This window comes from Streptomyces sp. NPDC005931 (genome assembly GCF_042871235.1).
Classification (GTDB): Bacteria; Actinomycetota; Actinomycetes; order Streptomycetales; family Streptomycetaceae; genus Streptomyces.
This window is the reverse complement of record NZ_JBIAIG010000009.1, coordinates 1-21,199: the sequence shown is the minus strand read 5'-3', so window position 1 is coordinate 21,199 and position 21,199 is coordinate 1. Positions and strand designations below refer to the sequence as shown.

The window sequence follows — 21,199 nt, the reverse complement described above, 5'->3', positions numbered from 1 at the left end:
CGGCGCGGAATCGGGGTACCGACATGACAGGCTGGCAGTTCTGGGTCGACCGGGGCGGCACCTTCACCGACATCGTCGCGCGGCGCCCGGACGGCCGGCTGCTCACGCACAAGGTGCTCTCCGACAACCCCGTCCACTCCGGGGCCCGCCCGGGCGGGAAGACCGTGGTCACCGACGCGGCCGTCGCGGGCATCCATGAGCTGCTGGCCGGGTCCGGCGACCCCGTGGAATCCGTGCGCATGGGGACGACGGTCGCCACCAACGCCCTCCTCGAACGCAAGGGCGAACGGACACTGCTGGTCATCACCCGCGGCTTCCGCGACGCCCTGCGCATCGCCTACCAGAACCGGCCCGCCATCTTCGCCCGCCGCATCGAACTGCCGGAGCTGCTGTACGAGCGGGTCGTCGAGGTGGACGAGCGCATCGCCGCCGACGGCACGGTCCTGCGTCCCCCCGACCTGGACGCTCTCGCCGGGCCGCTGCGCGGGGCGTACGACGACGGAATCCGTGCCGTCGCCGTGGTCTGCCTGCACAGTCACCTCCACCCCGCCCACGAGCGGGCGGTCGGGGAACTCGCCGCCCGCATCGGCTTCCCGCAGATCTCCCTGTCCAGCGAGGTCAGCCCGCTGATGAAGCTCGTCCCGCGCGGGGACACCGCCGTGGTCGACGCCTACCTCTCGCCGGTGCTGCGCCGCTACGTGCGCCATGTCGCCGACGAACTCGAGGGCGTGCGGCTGATGTTCATGCAGTCCAACGGAGGACTGACCGAGGCGGGGCAGTTCCGGGGCAAGGACGCGGTCCTCTCCGGTCCGGCCGGCGGCATCGTGGGAATGGCCCGCATGTCGCGGCTGGCCGGCTTCGATCGCGTCATCGGCTTCGACATGGGCGGCACCTCCACCGACGTCTCGCACTACGCCGGTGAGTACGAGCGCGTCTCCACCACGCGGATCGCCGGGGTGCGGCTGCGTGCGCCCATGCTGGACATCCACACCGTCGCGGCCGGCGGCGGTTCCCTCCTGCACTTCGACGGTTCCCGCTACCGCGTGGGGCCCGACTCGGCGGGCGCGGATCCGGGACCGGCCTGCTACCGGGCGGGCGGTCCCCTCGCCGTGACCGATGCCAACGTGATGCTCGGCCGCATCCAACCGGCCCACTTCCCCAGGGTGTTCGGGCCGGGCGGCGACCAGCCGCTCGACGCCGACGTCGTCCGTGAGCGGTTCACCGCCCTCGCCCGCGAGATCCACGAACGGACCGGCGACGACCGCACCCCGGAGCAGGTCGCCGAGGGCTACCTCCAGATCGCCGTCGCCAACATCGCCGGAGCGGTGAAGCGGATCTCCGTGCAGAAGGGTCACGACATCACGCGCTACGCCCTCACCACCTTCGGCGGTGCCGGCGGCCAGCACGCGTGCATGGTCGCCGACTCCCTCGGCATCCGCACCGTCCTCGTACCCCCCATGGCGGGTGTCCTCTCCGCGCTCGGCATCGGCCTCGCCGACACCACGGCCATGCGCGAACGCTCCGTCGAGGCACCCCTCGAGCCCGCCTCGATGCCCGGCGTCCACCAGACCGCCGACGACCTGGAGGCCGCGGCCCGCGCCGAGCTCCTCGCCGAGGACGTCCCCGAGAACCGGATCGAGGTCACCCGCCGTGCACAGCTCCGCTACGACGGCACCGACACCACCCTCACCGTGGAGTTGACCGAGCCCACCGCGATGCGGCACGCCTTCGAAGAACGTCATCGCGCCACGTACTCCTTCACACTCGACCGCCCGATCGTCGTCGAGGCCCTTTCCGTGGAAGCCACCGGCGTCACCGAACCCCCCGATCTCTCCGCCCTCGCCCCTCACGAAGGCAGCCCCGCCGCCCCCCTGACAGTCCGCCTCCACACCGGCGGCACCTGGCGCGACGTACCCCTCCACCGCCGCGAGGACCTTCCTCCCGGCCGCACCGTGACCGGCCCGGCGATCATCACCGAGGCCAGTGCGACGACCGTCGTCGACGAGGGCTGGCAGGCCGCCGCGTCCGACCACGGGCATCTGGTCATGGAACGCGCCGCGGTCACGCAGAGTTCCGATCTCGACACGAGAGCCGATCCGGTGCTGCTCGAAGTCTTCAACAACCTGTTCATGTCCATCGCCGAGCAGATGGGCGCCCGCCTGGAGTCCACCGCCCAGTCCGTCAACATCAAAGAGCGCCTGGACTTCTCCTGTGCCCTCTTCGACCCGGACGGGAACCTGGTGGCCAACGCCCCCCACATCCCCGTTCACCTGGGCTCCATGGGCACCAGCGTCAAGGAGGTCATCCGGCGGCGCGGTCCGCTCATGCGCCCCGGCGACGCCTACGCCGTCAACGACCCCTACCACGGCGGCACCCACCTGCCCGACGTCACCGTGATCACTCCGGTCTTCGACACCGGCTCCCCGGACGACACGGAGAGTGACCCGCAGGTCCTCTTCCACGTCGCCTCACGCGGCCACCACGCAGAGATCGGCGGGATCGCGCCGGGCTCCATGCCCGCCCACAGCCGCACCATCGAGGAGGAGGGCGTCCTCTTCGACAACTGGCTGCTCGCCGAGGACGGGCGCTTCCGCGAGGAGGAGACCCTCCGACTGCTCACCGAGGCCCCCCACCCCTCCCGCAACCCCCGGACCAACCTCGCCGACCTGCGCGCCCAGATCGCCGCCAACCAGAAGGGCGTCGACGAGGTCGGCCGCATGATCGACAACTTCGGCCTCGACGTCGTCCAGGCGTACATGAGGCACGTCCAGGACAACGCCGAGGAGGCGGTGCGGCGTGTCATCGACGCCCTGGACGACGGCGAGTACGCCTACGAGACCGACTCGGGCGCCGTCATCCGCGTCCGCGTGCGCGTGGACCGCGAGAACCGCCGCGCCACCATCGACTTCACCGGCACCTCCGCCCAGCTCCCCACCAACTTCAACGCCCCCTTGTCGGTCGTCAACGCCGCCGTCCTGTACGTCTTCCGCACCCTGGTCGCCGACGACATCCCGCTCAACGACGGCTGCCTGCGTCCCCTGGACATCGTCGTGCCGCCCGGTTCCATGCTGGCCCCCGAGCCGCCGGCCGCCGTCGTCGCGGGCAATGTGGAGACCTCCCAGGCCGTCACCGGCACCCTCTACGCGGCGCTCGGCGTCCAGGCCGAGGGCTCCGGAACCATGAACAACGTCACCTTCGGCAACGCGCGCCACCAGTACTACGAAACCGTCGCCTCCGGCTCCGGAGCGGGCGACGGCTTCGACGGCGCGCCCGTCGTCCAGACCCATATGACCAATTCGCGGCTCACCGACCCCGAGATCCTGGAGTGGCGACTGCCCGTCCGCCTCGAGGAGTTCGCGGTGCGGCGCGGCAGCGGCGGAGCCGGACGGTGGCGCGGCGGGGACGGAGCGGTGCGCCGCATCCGCTTCCTGGAACCCATGACCGTCTCCACGCTGTCCCAGCACCGCCGGGTCCCGCCCTACGGCATGGCGGGCGGCGAGCCCGGCGCGCCGGGTGCCAACCGGGTGGAACACGCCGACGGGACGAGCACCCGGCTCGGCGGCAGCGGATCCGCGGACGTCGGACCCGGCGACGTACTCGTCGTCGAAACCCCCGGCGGGGGTGGCTACGGCCCACCACCGCCCGACCACCACCGAGCAGGAGAAGAGATCGATGATCTTCGGGCGTTCTGAGCGCGGCAAGCCCCCGGTCGAGCCCGTCACGCTCAAGATCCTCGTGGCCGGCGGCTTCGGCGTGGGCAAGACCACGCTCGTCGGCGCGGTCAGCGAGATCAGGCCGCTGCGCACCGAGGAACTGCTCACCGAGGCCGGGCGCCCGGTCGACGACACCAGCGGGGTGGAGGCGAAGAACACCACCACCGTGGCCATGGACTTCGGCCGCATCACCCTGCGCGAGGACCTGGTGCTGTACCTGTTCGGCACGCCCGGTCAGGAACGGTTCTGGTTCATGTGGGACGAGCTCTCCGAGGGCGCCCTCGGAGCGGTCGTCCTCGCCGACACCCGTCGGCTGGAGGACTGCTTCGCGGCCATCGACTACTTCGAGCGCCGCTCCATCCCGTTCCTCGTCGGTGTCAACTGCTTCGAAGGAGCCGCGCGTTACCCCGCGCAGGCCGTCCGCCGGGCGCTCGATCTCGACGACCACGTGCCCCTGACGATGTGCGACGCGCGGGACCGCGAGTCCGTCAAGGAGGTGCTTGTCGGCGTCGTCCAGCACGCGATGGCACAGGCCGCGCAACGCCGTCAGGCGGTCACCACCTGACGACGGCCGACGCCGCCCCACGCGGCCCGCACCCCTTCGGCACGGGGATGCGGGCCCGCGAACCGCGGAACGAGGCGCCACGCACGCGATCAACGGAACGAGGCGCCACGCGCGCGATCAACGGAACGAGGCGCCACGCGCGCGATCAACGGAACGAGGCGCCACGCGCGCGTGGTCAGTCGTCGCCGTCCTCCAGCCAGCCGAAGCTCTTCTCAACGGCCTTGCGCCAGTTGCGGTACTCGCGGTCCCGGACCGACGCCTCCATGGCGGGCGTCCACTCGGCGTCCCGCTGCCAGTGGGACTTGAGCTCGTCGAGGTCGTTCCACACGCCCGTGGCGAGGCCGGCCGCGTAGGCGGCACCCAGGCAGGTCGTCTCCGAGACCCTCGGCCGGATCACGGGTACGCCCAGGACGTCTGCCTGATGCTGCATCAGCAGATGGTTCTTCGTCATGCCGCCGTCGACCTTCAGGGTGGTGATCCGCACCCCCGAGTCCTGGTACATGGCGTCCACGACCTCACGCGTCTGCCAGCTCGTCGCCTCCAGCACCGCCCGCGCGAGGTGCGCCTTGGTCACGTACCGGGTGAGCCCGGTGACCACACCGCGGGCGTCGGAGCGCCAGTACGGCGCGAACAGACCGGAGAACGCCGGCACGATGTACGCCCCGCCGTTGTCCTCCACGCTCGCCGCGAGCGGCTCGATCTCGTCCGCCGTCCGGATGATGCCGAGCTGGTCGCGGAACCACTGCACGAGTGCGCCCGTTATGGCTATCGACCCCTCCAGACAGTAGACGGGCGCCTCGCCTCCGATTTTGTAGCCCATCGTCGTGAGCAGCCCGCTCTTCGACGGCACCGGCCGGTTGCCGGTGTTGAGCAGCAGGAAACTGCCCGTGCCGTAGGTGTTCTTCGCCGTGCCCACGTCGTAGCAGGCCTGCCCGAACACCGCCGCCTGCTGGTCGCCCAGCGCTGAGGCCACGGGCACGCCGGAGAGCTGTCCGACCGCGGTGCCGTACACCTCGGCGGAGGACCGGATCTCCGGCAGGACCGCCTCCGGCACGTTCATCGCGGACAGGATGGTGGAGTCCCACTGGAGCGTCTCGAGGTTCATCAGCATGGTCCGCCCGGCGTTGGTCACGTCGGTGACGTGCCGCCCGCCGTCCGTGCCCCCCGTGAGATTCCAGATCAGCCAGGAGTCGATGGTGCCGAACGCGATCTCGCCGTTCTCCGCACGGGCCCTGAGACCGGGCACGTTCTCCAGCAGCCAGGCCGCCTTGGGGCCGGAGAAGTAGCTGGCCAGCGGCAGCCCCGTCGTCTCGCGGAAACGGTCCTGCCCGTCCGTGCCGCCCAGCCGGTGGCACAGCGCGGCGGTCCGCGTGTCCTGCCAGACGATCGCGTTGTGCACCGGTTTGCCCGTCGCGCGGTCCCAGAGGACGGTCGTCTCGCGCTGGTTGGTGATGCCGAGCGCGCTGAGCTGGTCGGCGCGCAGGCCGGCCTTGGCGAGCGCACCCGCCACCACCGCCTGCACCTTGGACCAGATCTCAGTGGCGTCGTGCTCGACCCAGCCCGGCTTCGGGAAGATCTGGCGGTGCTCGCGCTGGTCGACGGCGACGACGGCACCGTTCCGGTCGAAGACGATGCAGCGGCTGGAGGTGGTGCCCTGATCTATCGCGGCGACGAACTTGTCCGTCATGACGTCCCCTTCGTCGGTTCGTTCAGAAGGCTGCGTTGAAGATGAGCCCGGACAGCGCACCACCGATCAGCGGTCCCACGACGGGAACCCACGCGTATCCCCAGTCCGACGTGCCCTTGTTGGGGATCGGCAGCAGGGCGTGCACGATGCGCGGCCCCAGGTCGCGGGCCGGGTTGATGGCGTATCCCGTCGGACCGCCGAGCGACAGGCCGATGCCGACGACCAGGAACGCCACGATGAGGATCGCGGTCCCGGACTCGCCCAGGCCCTCGGTGAGTCCGAAGGCCAGGATCGGCAGCACCAGGCCGATGGTCGCGATGATCTCGGTCATGAGGTTCGCGACGGGATTGCGGATCGCGGGCGCCGTGGAGAAGATCCCGAGCGTCGGCTGGGCGATGTCCTCCTCGGCGTTCGCCCGGAACTGCGCGTAGTAGACCAGCCAGCACAGGAAGGCGCCGAGCATCGCGCCGACCATCTGCCCGGCGACGTAGATGTGGACCTGGTCCCAGTCTCCGGTGTCGATGGCGATCCCGAGGGTCACCGCCGGGTTGAGGTGGCCGCCCGACAGCGGGGCGGCGGTGTAGGCCCCGGCCAGCACGCCGAAACCCCAGCCGAACGTGATGACGACCCAGCCGGCGTCCTTCGCCTTCGAGTAGTTCAGGACGACGGCCGCGACCACTCCGGCGCCGAACAGGATGAGGATGGCCGTGCCGATGATCTCCCCGACGAAAATGTCTCCGTTGCTCATGGCGGCTCCTAGGCCCGGCCCGGGACGATCGGCCCCGGACCTCACGTGCAGGGTGCGTTTCCCATGGCGACTTCAGCCGAAGGCAGGGAGGTCCCGCGCCCCGCCCGGCGTCCGTGACGAGCGTGCCGACGCAGTCGAATCGCCTGTGGGGGAGTGGCCCTGACACACAGGGGCCCGAGCGGCGCCGTTCCGGAATGCGCCGAGATGTACGACGATGTCGACTGACACCGGAAGTGTTCACCGGCGCTCAGGGGCCGTCAAGGTCACTGACGAGAACCGTTCGTGACGAGCCCCCCGAGCAGCGGGCTCCGCCGGGCCGGACGGAGGAGGCGAGGAGACACCGGAACGCCGGCGATCCCCACCCGGGGTCTCCCCTCGCTCACCCCCTGCCCGGCTCCACCACCGCGCATTCCGCCCGCTGCGGTGTCCCCTCCCCGCCGCGGCGGATCTCGTGCCCGGGCAGGCCCGCCCGACCCAGCACCCAACTCGCCCCGTCCAAGGCCTTCGCCGCCTTCTTCAGGGGTGTCAGACAGGCGGCCGCCTGACGGTGGTCGGCCACGCTGCCCGGCACGCACAGCACCGTGGCCAGTGACAGGGTGACCGGGTGGCCAGCGGCCGCCCAGGGGGCGTCCAGCAGCCGCGACGCCAGCGGTTCGAGCGCCTCCGGGTCGGCGAGCACCAGGAAGTCGTCCCCGCCGATGTGCCCCACGCGCGTGACGCCGGTCGCCGCCTGGTGCAGGGCCCGCCCGACCGTCCGGATCAGCTCGTCACCGGCCGCGAAGCCGGCGCCGTCGTTGACCTTCTTGAAGTGGTCGATGTCCAGCCAGCTCAGCGCGAAGACCCGGTTGCCCGCGATCCGCCGGTCCACCTCTTCGGTGATCACGTCCGATCCGGGCAGCCGCGTCAGCGGATTCAGCCCGGCCGCCTCCTCCACCCGTGTCTCGGCCAACGCCCGCAGCAGGTCCGCGAGATGCACGACGCCCACGCACCGCCCGTACGCGTCCACCACGGCCACGTCGTCCGAGGCGCGGCCCCGGTCGCCGACCGCCACGACGTCCAGGACCTCCCAGGCCGTGGCGTCCACGCCGACCGTCCGGGGCGGGTCCCCGAGCTTGGCGGCGGGCCGGTCGGCGTACAGGGCGTGCCCGTAACGCGCGGACATCGACAGCAGGAACCGGGACCGGTGCACCGACCGCACCGGAACCCCCGTCCGGTCCACGAGCAGCACCCCGGACACGTCCGGCGAGCCGGTGAGCAGCGCCCGCACCTGTCCGGCGGACGCGCTGGCGGGCAGCAGCGCGGCGGGCCGGACGAACTCCCGCACCGACGGCCCGGATCGCGGCGCCGCCACGAACCCCGACGAACGGGGCGGTACATACACGTCGGCCGCGGGCAGCCGGGCGGGCGGAGCGAACAGCTCGCCCTGCGCCAGCTGGGCACCGGCCGCCAGTGCCGCCGCGCACTGTCCCTCGGTCTCGACGCCCTCCACGCACAGCAGTCCGCCCAGTTCGTCGCAGAGCGCCCGCATCGCTCGCACCGCCGCGGGCCGTGCGAGCAGCGACGCGTCCAGCTTGACCAGGTCGGGTGCCAGGTCCGCGAGCAGGCGCAGCGGAAGGTCCCCGTCTCCGACACCGTCCGCGCAGATCCGGAAGCCCTGGCCGCGCAGGCCGGCCACCGCGTCCAGAAGTGCCCGGTGCGGCACATGGGTGTAGGGCGGGCCGATGTCGACCGTCACCTCCCACGGCAACCGTCCCGTCTCCCGTACGGCGTCGTGCAGTGGGCGGAGCCCGCCGAGGTCGGCGAGGGTTCCGGCGAACACGTTGATGTAGAGCGGGAGCAGCGTCTCCCTGCGGGTGGCCGCGCGGAGTGCCGACACCGCCAGCCGGGCGTCGAGTTCCGGGTGGCGCCTGGCCTCGGCCAGGATGTCGCCGGTCTCCGGACGGGCGAGTATCTCCAGGCCCGCCACCCCTGAGGTGGTCAGGTTGACCACCGGCTGGAAGGCGAAGCGAAGACTTTCCGTCCAAGAGCGCACGGGAGCATGGTGGCGCCGCTCCCATGCGCCGGGGCCCAGTTCATGAGACGTTCACGGAGGATTATGGCACCGTCACTCAGCGTATGATCTGCTGCATGGTCGTGTCGAAGGCGGCACGGCAGAGGCACCGTCAGCAGCGTGCCCCCGCCGGCCCCGGGACGGCGGAGCGCCTGCCGGGGGTCCCTCCCTCATGGATGCGGGAGACATGACACGCCTCTCCCCCGTGGTACGCGTTCCCGCGATCGCCCTCGCCACCCTGCTGGCCGCCGTCACCCCCGCGGAGGCAGGCACCGGGCCCCGTGCGCCGAAGGACTTAGTGGCACCGGGCGCACTCGACCCGACGATCGTCCAGGAGATGCGCTACTCCACCCCGCACAACTTCGTCGCCGAGCGCATCGACGGCCATGCGCAGTCCCTGTGCATCCTCACCCGCCCCGCCGCCCTGGCCCTCCGCGAGGCCCAGACCGAGCTGCTGCGTCAGGGCTACCCCCTCAAGGTGTACGACTGCCACCGGCCCCAGCGCGCCGTCGACCACTTCGTGTGCTGGGTGAAGGGCCTCGACGCCCAGGCCATAAAGGCCGAATTCTACCCGAACATGGACAAGACCCGGCTCTTCGCCGACGGTTACCTCGCGGAGAAGTCCGGCCACAGCCGGGGTTCGACGGTGGACCTCACCCTCGTGAAGCTCCCCGCCGCGCCGACCCGGCCGTACCGCCCCGGACAACCCCTCACGCCCTGCGTCGCACCGGTGGGCGAGCGGTTCCCCGACACTTCCGTCGACATGGGCACCGGCTACGACTGCTTCGACACGCTTTCCCACACGCTCGACCCGCGCGTCGACGAAGACCAGCGCGCCAACCGGCTGCTGCTCAGGAGCACCCTGGAGGACCTCGGCTTCGTGAACCTCGCCGAGGAGTGGTGGCACTACACCTTCAAGCCCGAACCCCACCCGGACACGTACTTCGACTTCCCGGTGTCCCGCAGGTCTCTCACCGGCCGCCCCTGAGCGGCCTCCGGGAGAAATCGCTCCTGTGATCGGATACAGTCCGCCGCGTGTCCGAGAATCAGCACTCCGCGCCCAACCCCGCGCCGGACTCCCACTGTGCGAGCTGCGGCACGCCCTTCGACGAGGGCGTCACCGGCTGGCCCCGCACCTGTCCGGCATGTGGCACGGTGGCCTACCGCAACCCGCTGCCGGTAGCGGTCGCCCTCCAGCCCGTCTACGACACCCAGGGCACCGCCCTGGTCGTCATCACCCGGACCGTCGCCCCCGCGCGAGGGGGCACGGCCCTGCCGGGCGGCTACATCGACGACCGCGAGGACTGGCGGCGGGCCGTCGTGCGTGAGCTCGAGGAGGAGACCGGCATCAACGCCGAGAGCCGGGACGTACGGCTCGTCGACGCCATGAGTTCGCCCGACGGACACCTGCTCCTGTTCGGGCTCCTCCCCGAGCGTCCGGCGGAGGGCCTGCCGCCCTTCGCCGCCACCGACGAGACGGAGGGCCGGCACCTGCTGCGCCGCCCCGAAGAACTCGCCTTTCCCCTGCACACCCTGGCCGTGCGGGCCTGGTTCGCGGGCCGGTACGTCTGAGCGAGGGGGCCGTCCCGGGCGGCCCCTCGGCCGGTCCGGCCCTCAGTGCGGTCCGAGCCCGCGGACGCGCACCGGGTGGGACGGCCCGCTCACGCCGTCCTCACCGTCCCGCTCGACCACGACCCGCGGGCCCGCCCAGCGGGCGGTGTAGCGCTCGATCTCCGGCTCGTCCCATCCCTCACCCGTGTCCGGTACGACGAGCCCGCCCCCGGTCCGTCCCCTCGCGGGGGCCCACACCTCCAGTTCCAGTGCGCCGTTCCCGCCGCGCACCGGGAGAACCGACCCCCCGCGCGCGAACACGGGTATCCGCTCCAGTGGCGCCTCGACCACCACCCGGGCCGGCCCCTCGTACGCTCGTTCCGTCGCGGTGTCGTACCAGCGCCCGCGCGGCAGCAGCACGGCCCGTCGGCGGGCGCCCGGTTCGAGCACCGGCGCCACCAGCAGGCTGTCACCCAGCAGGAAGGCGTCCTCGCAGTCGCGCAGGGCCCGCTCCTCGGGCGCCGACCACCACAGCGGCCGTACGTAGGGCGCTCCGGTACGCCGGGCCAGATGGGCCAGCGTCATGAGGTACGGCTGCAGCCGGCGCCGCTCGACGAGCGCCGCGCGCGCGTGCTCCAGCACCTCGGCACCGAATTCCCAGGGTTCCCTCCGTCCCGCCCGCGGCCCGCCGTGGGTGCGGAACAGCGGCAGACGGGTGCCGAGCTGGAACCACCGCAGGTACAGCTCGGGTGAGGAATCCCCGTCGAAGCCGCCGACGTCCGGCCCGGAGTAGGGAATGCCGCACAGCCCCAGCCCCAGGACGAGCGCCAGCGACGCCCGCAGCCCCGGCCAGCCCGCCGCCACCTCACCCGACCAGGCCCCGCCGTAACGCTGGAGGCCCGCCCACCCGGAGCGCGAGAGGAGGAACGGCCGTTCCTCCGGGGCCAGTTCGCGCAGCCCTTCGAACGCGGCCCGGGCCATGCACAGGGCGTACACGTTGTGCGCCTCGCGATGGTCACCGCCGCGCCCCTCCAGATCGTGCCGGGCCGAGCGCGGCAGCGTCGCTTCTCCGAACGCGGTGAACGAGGTCGGTTCGTTCAGGTCGTGCACGAAGCCGCGATCCCGTGCCCCAGGCACTCCGCGTACAGACCGCCCCACCACTCACGCACGCGCGCGTGCGTGAAGTCCGGGAAGACCGCCTCACCGGGCCGCGCGACACCCTGCACGAGCTCCCCGGAGGCGTCCCGCACGAACGCGTCCCGCGCGGCCCCCGCCTGGAAGACGGCGTCGCCGGGCTCCGCCCGCACCGCCGGGTCGACGACGGACACCAGACGGATCCCGTTCCGGCGCAGCTCGTCGGCGAGGACCGGCAGCTTGGGAAAGCGCTCCTGGTCGACGGTGAACGGACGACCGGCGTCGCGGTCGTCGGCACCGAGGTGAACGGCGTCGAGCGGCAGGCCGCGCTCCAGGTGACCCGTCACGACCTCGCGCACCTCCTGCTCGCCGCTGAAGCCCCACCGTCCGCACTGGTGGCCGAGTGCCCACACGGGTGGCAGCGCGGGTGCACCGGTCAGGGAGACCCAGGTGAGCAGCACACGCGCGGGAGTGCCCACCAGCACCCAGCGGCGCAGCGGCCCCCCGTCCATCCGCAGTTCGCTCGCCCCGGGGCGGTCGTGCCCGGAACCCGCCCCTTCCTCGCCCTCCCGAACAGTCACCGCGCCGTCCCAGGAGACGTCGTGGAACACCAGGTGCGTACCGGCGTCCGCCACCACCAACTGCACCGGCATCGTGACGTACAGCGGATCGTCCTGCGGCGTGAAGGCGCGGCCCGGACCGGAGTTCCACAGCCGGTACGTGCCGTCGCGCAGCCGAGGGCCCGAGGCGCGCCCCCCGAGCCCGAAGAACCGGGCGTCCGACGCCACCTCCGACCGCTGCATCCAGCGCGCGGTGCCGCCGCCGACCGGCTCCCACCACCTCGGCGGCAGCTCGCGGCGCAGCAGCATGCCCCCCGGGGTGAGCACGTCCACCGCCCCGTGCCGCGAGACGGCGACCGTGACCCGCTCGGCCACGACGCGCCAGCCGCCGTCCTTGTCCGGCTCCAGCACCGCCCGCGGGTCCGGCTCGGGGCACCGGCCCGCCAGCGCGTACGACGGCTCCGGGCGGGCGCCGTCCCAGCCCAGGAAGACCGCACCGTTCACGGCCACGAGGATCCGCAGCTCGGAGCGGGCGAACCGGACGACTCCGCCACCCGGCCCGTGCTCCACCTCGCGCACCGCACCCGGCACGCGGGCGCGCTCCGCCCCACGCGGGGGCAGCCCGGTGGCGTCCGCCTGCCGCCTGCGCCACGCTGCTCGTACGGTACGCAACCCCTTAGCCGCCCCCACCCAACCGACCGACTTCACCGAACGCACCAGGTCACGACCGTTCATGGACCTCACCCTGCCACCGACCGGCGTCCGTGGACGTGTCGTTCAACTGCCGTTCACCCGTGATCGGACCACATCTTCACGTCGGGGACTGTGTGGGGGACACCCTGGTGCAGAAGTCGATCACATGGCATCGTCCCTGTCAGCCGCGTCACGCGCACACCCAGCCCGTGCGCGGAGGACGCACACGACGCGCACAGTCCGGGAGCCGCCCCATGTCGACCGAGAACCTCCAGCCGCTCTGGCAGCCGGATCCGGACCGCACCGCCCGGATCACCGAGTTCCAGGCCTGGGCCGCCGAACACCACGGTGCCCCCGCCGAAGGCGGTTACGCGGCCCTGCACCGCTGGTCCGTCGAGGAACTGGAATCCTTCTGGGAAGCGGTCACGCAGTGGTTCAACGTCCGCTTCTCGACCCCGTGGACGCGCGTGCTGGGCGAGCGAGCCATGCCGGGTGCCCAGTGGTTCCCCGGAGCGACCCTGAACTACGCCGAGCACGCCCTGCGCGCGGCCGCGACCCGCGCGGACGAACCGGCCCTCCTGTACGTCGACGAGACCCACGAACCGCGCCCCGTGACCTGGGCCGAGCTGAACCGCCAGGTCGGCGCGCTCGCCACCGAGCTGCGCGCCCTCGGCGTACGCCCCGGGGACCGCGTCAGCGGCTACCTCCCGAACATCCCGCAGGCCGTCGTCGCCCTGCTGGCCACGGCCGCCGTGGGCGGCGTGTGGACCTCCTGCGCGCCCGACTTCGGCGCCCGCGGTGTCCTCGACCGCTTCCAGCAGGTCGAACCGGTCGTCCTGTTCACCGTCGACGGCTACCGCTACGGCGGCAAGGAGCACGACCGCCGCGACGTCGTCGCGGAGCTGCGCCGGGAGCTGCCCACCCTGCGCGCGGTCGTGCACATCCCCCTGCTCGGCACGGAGGCCTCCGAAGGGGCCCTGGAATGGTCGGCCCTCACGGCCGGGGACACCGAACCGGTCTTCGAGCAGGTGCCGTTCGACCACCCGCTGTGGGTGCTCTACTCCTCCGGCACCACGGGGCTGCCCAAGGCCATCGTCCAGTCCCAGGGCGGCATCCTGGTCGAACACCTCAAGCAGCTCGGCCTGCACTGCGACCTCGGACCGGAGGACCGCTTCTTCTGGTACACCTCGACCGGCTGGATGATGTGGAACTTCCTCGTTTCCGGCCTCCTCACCGGCACCACGGTCGTGCTCTACGACGGCAGCCCCGGCTACCCCGACACCGGTGCCCAGTGGCGGATCGCCGAACGCACCGGCGCAACCCTCTACGGCACCTCCGCCGCGTACGTGATGGCCTGCCGCAAGGCGGGCGTGCATCCGGCGCGCGACTTCGACCTGTCCGCCGTGAAGTGCGTCGCGACCACCGGCTCCCCCCTGCCGCCCGACGGCTTCCGCTGGCTGCACGACGAGGTCCGCGACGACCTGTGGATCGCCTCCGTCAGCGGTGGCACGGACGTGTGCTCCTGCTTCGCGGGCGCGGTCCCGACGCTCCCGGTCCACGTGGGCGAACTCCAGGCCCCCTGCCTGGGGACCGACCTCCAGTCCTGGGACCCGAGCGGCAAGCCGCTGATCGACGAGGTCGGCGAACTGGTGGTCACCAACCCCATGCCCTCGATGCCGATCCGCTTCTGGAACGACCCCGACGGCAGCCGCTACCACGACAGCTACTTCGACACGTACCCCGGCGTCTGGCGGCACGGCGACTGGATCACCGTCACCTCGCGCGGCTCCGTCGTCATCCACGGCCGCTCCGACTCCACGCTCAACCGCCAGGGCGTGCGCATGGGGTCGGCCGACATCTACGAAGCCGTCGAGCGCCTCCCCGAGATCAGGGAGTCCCTCGTCATCGGCGTCGAACAACCCGACGGCGGCTACTGGATGCCCCTGTTCGTGCACCTCGCACCGGGCGCGACCCTCGACGAGGATCTGCTGAACCGCATCAAAGCGACCATCCGGGAACAACTGTCGCCGCGGCACGTCCCCGACGAGGTCATCGAGGTGCCCGGCATCCCGCACACCCTCACCGGCAAGCGCATCGAGGTCCCGGTCAAGCGCCTCCTCCAGGGGACCCCGCTGGAGAAGGCGGTCAATCCCGGATCCATCGACAACCTCGGGCTGCTCGCCTTCTACGAGGATCTGGCCCGCAAGCGCGCCTGATCCCCTCGCCGAGCGGCCCGAGGAGGCCGATCAGCCTCCGTAGGTGGCCTCGGACTCGCCCAGCACGGCGGTGAAGTCCGAGGCCAGCCGCGCCGCGTCGGCCGGTTCGAGTCCGGCGGTCGTGATCCGCACGCCCGGCGCGGACGCCAGTCGGAACCGCGCCCCCGCGGCCACCCACCAGCCGTGCGAGCGCAGCCCGTTCACGACGGCGGACTCGTCCTCCACCGGCACCCACACGTTCAGCCCGCTCCCCCCGTGCGCCGCGACGCCCCGCTGCTGCAGTTCCCGCAGGAGGGCGTCGCGGCGCAGCCCGTACGCGCGCCTGGCGCCGGCGACCGACGCGCGCGTGCCGTCGTCGACGAGGAGTTCGTGCACCACCTCCTGGAGGAGATGGCTGACCCAGCCGGAGGTCAGCAGCAGCCGTCCGTCGTGCCGGGCCAGCGTCACCGGATCGCAGGCCGCCGCGGCCCACCGCAGATCCGGCCCCAGTACCTTGCTCACGGTCCGCACGTGCACCCAGCGCGTCAGCCCGCAGGCGGTCACCGTGTGCAGGGGCACTCCGGCGACCGCGGACCCGTGGTCGTTCTCCACCACGAGCACGTCCGGCTCGTCACAGAGCAGGCCGGCCAGTGCGTCCCGGCGCTCCTCCGAGAAACAGCCGCCGTAGGGATTCTGCGCCCGCGGGCTGCACACCACCGCGCGGACCCCCGCCCGCAGCGCACCCTGGAGCGCGTCCGGCCGCATGCCCTCACCGTCCACTGCCACGGGCACCGCCCGCAGGCCCAGTGCCGTGAGCAGATCCAGCAGATGGTGATAGCCGGGGTCCTCCATGGCCACCGCGTCCCCGGGGCGGAGTTCCACGGACAGCAGCCGCCCGATGAGATCCAGAGCGCCGTGCGCGAACGTCACGTGCTCCACCGGTACGCCGTCGGGCCGCAGCCAGTCCCGCACGGTCTCCTCCAACCGCTCCAGCCTGGGCGTGGAGCGGTGCGACCGGGCCCCGGGGGAGAAGCGCACGGCGGGCGGCAGGCCCGGGAGCAGAGCGGGATCGGGATGTCCGCCGGCCAGGTCCCGCAGGCCCTCGGGCACCTTGGGCGGCCGCCGGGACGCCACCGCCGGCCCCGGCGCGACCACCGTGCCGCCCCGTCCGCGCGTGACCACGATGCCGCGCCGGCGCAACTCCTTGTACGCCGCCGCGACCGTGCCCGGGCTGACCCCGAGGTCGTCCGCCAGCCGCCGCACCGGCGGCAGTGCCGTCCCGGGGCCCAACGCACCCTCGACCACGCCGCGTTCGACGGACACGGCAATCCCCTTGGCCGTCGAACCACTGAACGCATATTGTATTACCACGTTGCTGATGATGTATCAGTACATAATTTCACACAAGGGGGAGCAGTGAATCCAGTGCGTCGCGCACTCACCCGGCCGCAAGGCATACCCGGGGGACGGGACGGCCGCCGCATGGTCACCATCGCCTTCGTCGACCGCGTCGGCAGCGGCCTGTGGACCTCCGTCTCCGTCCTGTACTTCACCTTCGTCTCCCACCTCGACCTCGCGGAGATCGGAACCCTGGTGGCCGTCGCCGGGACCATCGGCATCGCCGGTGCGCCCCTGGCGGGCCGCTTCGCCGACCGCCTGCCCCTCACCCGCCTGCTGATCGCCGTCCAGATCACCCGCGCCCTGGCCTCCCTCGCCCTTCTCACCACCGACCGGTACGCCCTGCTCCTCGCCTTCTGCGCCGTCGGCGGCCTCGGCGACCGCGCTGGCAACGTCCTGACCAAGCTCTACGCGGCCCGCGTCGCCGGCGCCGACCGCGTCCGCTACCAGGCCGTCCACCGCACCGCGGCCAACGCCGGCTGGGCCCTGGGAGGCCTGGCCGCGGCAGCGGCCCTCGCCCTCGGCAGCACCGGCGCCTACCGGGCCCTGTTGATCGGCGACGCCCTCTCCTTCCTCGGCTGCGCCCTCCTCACCCTGCGCTGCGGCGAACCCCCGTCACCCTCCCGCACCGTCCGGACGTCCAAGGGCCCGAAGGCCCAGGCCGAGCCCACGAACCCCTGGCGGGACCGGACCTACCTCGCCTTCGTGGCCACCGAGACCGTCCTCTTCCTCGACGACGCCGTCTTCAAGATCGGCCTGCCCCTGTGGATCGCCCACTCGACCCAGGCACCGCACGGCCTCGCACCCCTGCTGATGGTCCTGAACAACGTGATGGTCGTGGCCCTCCAGGTCCCCCTGGCCCGGTTGGGCGCCACCACGGCCGCCGCCCGCGCCCTGCTGCTGCCCCTCTCGGCCCTCTTCGCCCTCGGCGGCCTCACCCTGGCCCTCTCCGCGACCGGCGGCACCGTCACCGCCACCCTGCTGCTCATCGCCTCGGCCATCACCTTCACCGTGGCGGAGATGCTCCACGCCACCGTCTCGTGGGAACTCTCCGTCGCCCTGGCCCCGGACACCGCACAGGGCAGCTACCTCGGTGTCCACGGGCTCGCCCAGTCCGCCCAACGCAGCGTCGGACCACTCGCCGTCACCTTGGCCATCGCCGCCGGCCCCCTCGGCTGGACCGTCTACGGCACCACCATCGCCCTGACCTGCCTCGTCCAGCACCGCCTGCTCCGCGACCGCCTCACCGGGCCCCCGTTGTCAGTGCCTCCGATTACTGTGAGTGAGCATTGATCGACGACCGCTCACAGGGGGAACCATGACGCACACCGACCAGCGGACCATGCGACGCGTCCTGCGCCGTGAGATCGCCGGAACCATCGGCCTGCTGGCCGACGAGCACGACTTCCGCACCATGCGGCGCTACCGCAGCTTCACCTTCGACGACCACACCACCTACCTCAAACAGGTCGAAGGCCTCCTCAGGACCCGCAGCCTCCAAGGCGCCCACACCACCCTCGCCCTGTTCGACCCGGAGGAGTACGCCGACTTCTGCGCGCGGAAGGGCCTCGACCCCGACACCCCGGCCAGCCGCACCCGGTTCACCGCGGAACTCGCGGCGACCGGCCCCAGCGTTCCCTATGAGGGGCAGCCGCTGACCGACCTTCTCCCCACCCTCGTCGACGAGGCCGTCCGCCAGGCAACCTGGGAGTACGCGACCACCCTCCTCGCCCGGCTCGGCCCCTGCGCCTCCTGCGGCGAGGACCTGGGCCGAGCCGCCCTCGCCCGCGCCTCCCAGCTGCTCGTCCGCATCCTCGACACCGCCCCGCCCGGCGACCGGCACCTCGTGTGCAGCGTCTCCGGACCACCCGACACCCTCGTCGCGGTCCTCCATGCCCCGGACGACACCACCGGCCGCGTGGACCTCGACGACACCGAGGCCCTGGAGTTCACCACCGTCCTGGCCGCCGGCATCGCCACCGACCGCCCCGGCGGACTCGTCATGCGCACCACCGCCCCCGGCGCCCCGGACCGCGTCCACGGCTGGCGATTGCGCGCCCACGGTCTCGAGCCCCTCACCGCCGGCGAGGTCTTCGACGCCTACTGCACCGACATCGAAACCGGAGACCTCATCTCACCCGAGTCCAACGTCGACTACTGCCAGGCTCCCCCGCTCGGGGAGGACCCCGGCCCGGACCACCACCACTGAGGCGCGCGCGGAAAAGGGGCGCCCCACCAGGGGTGGAGCGCCCCTCACCGAAGACGCCGCGACGCGACCGCTCCGGCTACTCGCCCGACAGCACCGCCTGAGCGGCGTTGCGCGCCTCCTCGGCGCTGTCCGCCGCCCGGGCCGCTGCCGCTGCCCGCTCGCACTGGGCCAACGTGAACTTCGCGAGCGCCGCCCGCACATACGGGATGGACGCCGCGCCCATGGAGAGGGAGGTGACACCCAGACCGGCCAGCACACACGCCAGCAGCGGGTCGGACGCGGCCTCACCGCAGACACCACAGCTCTTGCCTTCGGCCTTCGCCGCCTCCGCGGACAGCGCCACCAGGTCGAGCAGCGCGGGCTGCCAGGGGTCCTGAAGGCGGGACACCGCGCCCACCTGACGGTCGGCGGCGAACGTGTACTGCGCGAGGTCGTTCGTCCCCAGCGACAGGAACTCCACCTCCTGCAGGATCGAACGCGCCCGCAGCGCGGCCGAGGGGATCTCGACCATCGCACCGAACTTGGCCCGGAGCCCCGCCGCCCGGCAGGCGTCGGCGAATGCCTTGGCATCCGCGCGGTCCGCCACCATCGGGGCCATGACCTCGAGGTGCACCGGCAATCCCTCGCCGGCCTTGGCCAGCGCCGTCAGCTGTGTCCGCAGCACCTCGGGGTGGTCGAGCAGGGTCCGCAGACCGCGCACGCCCAGCGCGGGGTTCGGCTCGTCGGCCGGAGTGAGGAAGTCCAGCGGCTTGTCCGCCCCCGCGTCCAGTACCCGCACCACCACACGGCCCTCGGGGAACGCCTCCAGAACCTGACGGTAGGCCGCGATCTGCTTCTCCTCGGAAGGAGCCTGCCTGTTGTCGTCCAGGAACAGGAACTCGGTCCGGAAGAGACCCACGCCCTCCGCCCCGGCATCGACGGCGGCCGGGACATCCGCCGGGCCACCGATGTTGGCGAGCAGCGGCACCTTGTGACCGTCCGCCGTGGCGCCCGGGCCGGTCGAGGCGGCCAGCGCCGCCTTGCGCTCGGCGGCCGCGGCTTCGAGCTGCGCCTTCTTCTCCGCACTGGGGTCCACGAAGATCTCACCGGTGCTGCCGTCGACCGCGATCACCGTGCCCTCGGCCAGCTCGCCGGCACCCGGCAGCGCCACCACGGCCGGGACGCCGAGTGCCCGCGCGAGAATCGCGCTGTGACTGGTCGGCCCGCCCTCCTCGGTGACGAAGCCGAGCACCAGGGTCGGGTCGAGCAGCGCCGTGTCCGCCGGCGCGAGATCCCGCGCCACCAGCACATAGGGCGCGTCACTGTCCGGCACACCCGGCATCGGCACTCCGAGCAGACGGGCGACGATACGGTTCCGCACGTCGTCCAGGTCGGCGACGCGGCCCGCCAGGTACTCACCGGCACCCGCCAGAAGCTCCCGGTACGCGGCGAACGCGTCGTACACCGCGCGCTCGGCGGTGCTGCCGACGGCGATGCGCCGGTCCACGTCCGCCATCAGCTCCGGATCCTGGGCCATCATGGCCTGCGCTTCCAGCACGGCCTGGGCCTCGCCCCCCGCCAGGTTGCCGCGCGCCATCAGATCGGCCGCGACAGCCTCCACGGCTTTGCGGGCGCGCCCCTGCTCACGCTCCGCGTCCTCGGCCGGGATCTGCCTGGCCGGCGGCTCGAGCACCGCCGTTCCCATGTGCCGAACCTCGCCGATCGCCACTCCGTGGCTCACGCCGACGCCTCGCAGCGTTGTCTCCATCTCACCCGTCTCCCATAGAGCGGCGGGACGTGCCGCCGCGGTGGTCGTTCTCTTCGCCGTCGTACGACGGCACTGACGTCACTTCCAGAGGAAGAGGCTGTCGCCGGCCTTCACATCACCTTGGTCGCGAAGTTCGAAGAGGGAGTCGGCCGTGGCCTCCAGCGCCACGATCGGACAGACGGCGGACTTGCCGAGGGCCTCGACGGCGGCCGGGTCCCAGCGCACGATGCTCTGCCCCCGCGTCACGGTGTCGCCCTTGTTCACGAGCAGTTCGAAGCCCTCGCCGTTGAGCTGCACGGTGTCGATGCCGAGGTGAATGAGCACCCCGTGCCCGCTCTCGTCTACGACGACGAACGCGTGCGGGTGCAGAGAAACGATGACGCCGTCGACGGGGGAAACGGCCTCGGAGGGCTCCCGCACGGGGTCGATCGCAGTGCCCGGACCGACCATGGCCTGGGAGAAGACCGGATCGGGCACGGACGCCAGGCCGATGGCCCGACCAGCGAGCGGGGACGTCACGGTGGTCATGGGAAGCCTCCCAGAGGTGGAGATCTACATGGGCGCCGTCACTGCTCGTGCCCGACGGCGCACTGTGCAGCAGCGTATGTCATATGACGTACCGATTCGGGCGACTGCTCCCGAACCAGAGGTCTAGACCACCTCACCATAATCGATTTGCACGCGCTCCGCGACCCCGTGTACTGTCGTACTCCTGCCAGGGGGTGAGTGACGCGGCCAAGCGTGCTGGCCCGGGCAGCAAACCAACTCTTCTAGATCCTGATCTCCAGGTCCCCTTCTGCATGCCCGCAGAACGGTGGTCGGAGGGCCGGAAAAACACTGGTAGAGTTGGAAACACCGAAGGGAAGCGCCCGGAGGAAAGCCCGAGAGGGTGAGTACGAAGGAAGCGTCCGTTCCTTGAGAACTCAACAGCGTGCCAAAAGTCAACGCC

Annotated in this window: 13 protein-coding genes and 1 pseudogene; 7 read left to right on the top strand and 7 right to left on the bottom strand. The window is 71.9% G+C overall.

What is annotated here, in order from left to right:
• Positions 1–23: 23 nt before the first annotated feature.
• Both ACFYOV_RS21035 and ACFYOV_RS21030 read left to right on the top strand, forming a co-directional pair.
• Positions 24–3,692, top strand: coding sequence for a hydantoinase B/oxoprolinase family protein (locus ACFYOV_RS21035; RefSeq protein WP_389089688.1), 3,669 nt, complete (start codon positions 24–26; stop codon positions 3,690–3,692).
• Positions 3,673–4,278, top strand: coding sequence for an ATP/GTP-binding protein (locus tag ACFYOV_RS21030; RefSeq protein ID WP_389089687.1), 606 nt, complete (start codon positions 3,673–3,675; stop codon positions 4,276–4,278). Before ACFYOV_RS21035 ends, ACFYOV_RS21030 begins: the two co-directional genes overlap by 20 nt.
• A 175-nt stretch (positions 4,279–4,453) precedes the next feature.
• Here ACFYOV_RS21030 and glpK read toward each other — a convergent pair whose 3' ends face one another.
• From glpK to ACFYOV_RS21015, 3 genes are all read right to left on the bottom strand, one after another.
• Positions 4,454–5,965, bottom strand: a complete 1,512-nt coding sequence (gene glpK / locus ACFYOV_RS21025; RefSeq protein WP_389089685.1) for a glycerol kinase GlpK — start codon at positions 5,963–5,965, stop codon at positions 4,454–4,456.
• Positions 5,966–5,987: 22 nt separating this feature from the next.
• The gene (locus ACFYOV_RS21020) at positions 5,988–6,713 is read right to left on the bottom strand and encodes an MIP/aquaporin family protein (protein WP_389089684.1); all 726 of its coding nucleotides are present in this window, start codon (positions 6,711–6,713) and stop codon (positions 5,988–5,990) included.
• Positions 6,714–7,092: 379 nt separating this feature from the next.
• The gene (locus ACFYOV_RS21015; protein WP_389089682.1) at positions 7,093–8,745 is read right to left on the bottom strand and encodes an EAL domain-containing protein; all 1,653 of its coding nucleotides are present in this window, start codon (positions 8,743–8,745) and stop codon (positions 7,093–7,095) included.
• 205 nt (positions 8,746–8,950) lie between these two features.
• On the opposite strand from ACFYOV_RS21015, the gene ACFYOV_RS21010 reads away from it, so the two are divergent.
• Positions 8,951–9,751, top strand: coding sequence for a M15 family metallopeptidase (locus tag ACFYOV_RS21010; protein WP_389089681.1), 801 nt, complete (start codon positions 8,951–8,953; stop codon positions 9,749–9,751).
• A gap of 47 nt (positions 9,752–9,798) precedes the next feature.
• Positions 9,799–10,335, top strand: a complete 537-nt coding sequence (locus ACFYOV_RS21005; RefSeq protein WP_389089679.1) for an NUDIX domain-containing protein — start codon at positions 9,799–9,801, stop codon at positions 10,333–10,335.
• 42 nt (positions 10,336–10,377) lie between these two features.
• On the opposite strand, the pseudogene ACFYOV_RS21000 reads toward ACFYOV_RS21005, so the two are convergent.
• A pseudogene (locus ACFYOV_RS21000) lies at positions 10,378–12,743 on the bottom strand (glycoside hydrolase family 31 protein).
• Between the two features lie 212 nt (positions 12,744–12,955).
• On the opposite strand from ACFYOV_RS21000, the gene ACFYOV_RS20995 reads away from it, so the two are divergent.
• Positions 12,956–14,917, top strand: a complete 1,962-nt coding sequence (locus tag ACFYOV_RS20995; protein WP_389089678.1) for an acetoacetate--CoA ligase — start codon at positions 12,956–12,958, stop codon at positions 14,915–14,917.
• Positions 14,918–14,947: 30 nt separating this feature from the next.
• Here the strand turns inward: ACFYOV_RS20995 and ACFYOV_RS20990 are convergent, their stop codons facing one another.
• Entirely contained in the window at positions 14,948–16,267 is a 1,320-nt protein-coding gene (locus tag ACFYOV_RS20990; RefSeq protein WP_389089676.1) for an aminotransferase class I/II-fold pyridoxal phosphate-dependent enzyme, read from the bottom strand.
• A gap of 111 nt (positions 16,268–16,378) precedes the next feature.
• Between ACFYOV_RS20990 and ACFYOV_RS20985 the strand changes: the two genes are divergently transcribed.
• On the top strand, positions 16,379–17,587 hold the full coding sequence (locus ACFYOV_RS20985) for an MFS transporter (protein WP_389089675.1): 1,209 nt from the start codon (positions 16,379–16,381) through the stop codon (positions 17,585–17,587).
• Between the two features lie 25 nt (positions 17,588–17,612).
• A complete protein-coding gene (locus tag ACFYOV_RS20980; protein WP_389089673.1) occupies positions 17,613–18,503 on the top strand; it encodes a hypothetical protein in 891 nt (296 codons plus the stop codon).
• A gap of 76 nt (positions 18,504–18,579) precedes the next feature.
• On the opposite strand, the gene ptsP is transcribed toward ACFYOV_RS20980, so the two are convergent.
• Positions 18,580–20,250: a phosphoenolpyruvate--protein phosphotransferase gene (ptsP, locus tag ACFYOV_RS20975; RefSeq protein WP_389089672.1), complete on the bottom strand. Its 1,671-nt coding sequence runs from the start codon at positions 20,248–20,250 to the stop codon at positions 18,580–18,582.
• Positions 20,251–20,328: 78 nt separating this feature from the next.
• Positions 20,329–20,778 carry a PTS glucose transporter subunit IIA gene (locus ACFYOV_RS20970; RefSeq protein ID WP_389089670.1) on the bottom strand — a complete coding sequence of 150 codons (450 nt, stop codon included), beginning with the start codon at positions 20,776–20,778 and terminating at the stop codon, positions 20,329–20,331.
• Positions 20,779–21,199 lie beyond the last annotated feature (421 nt).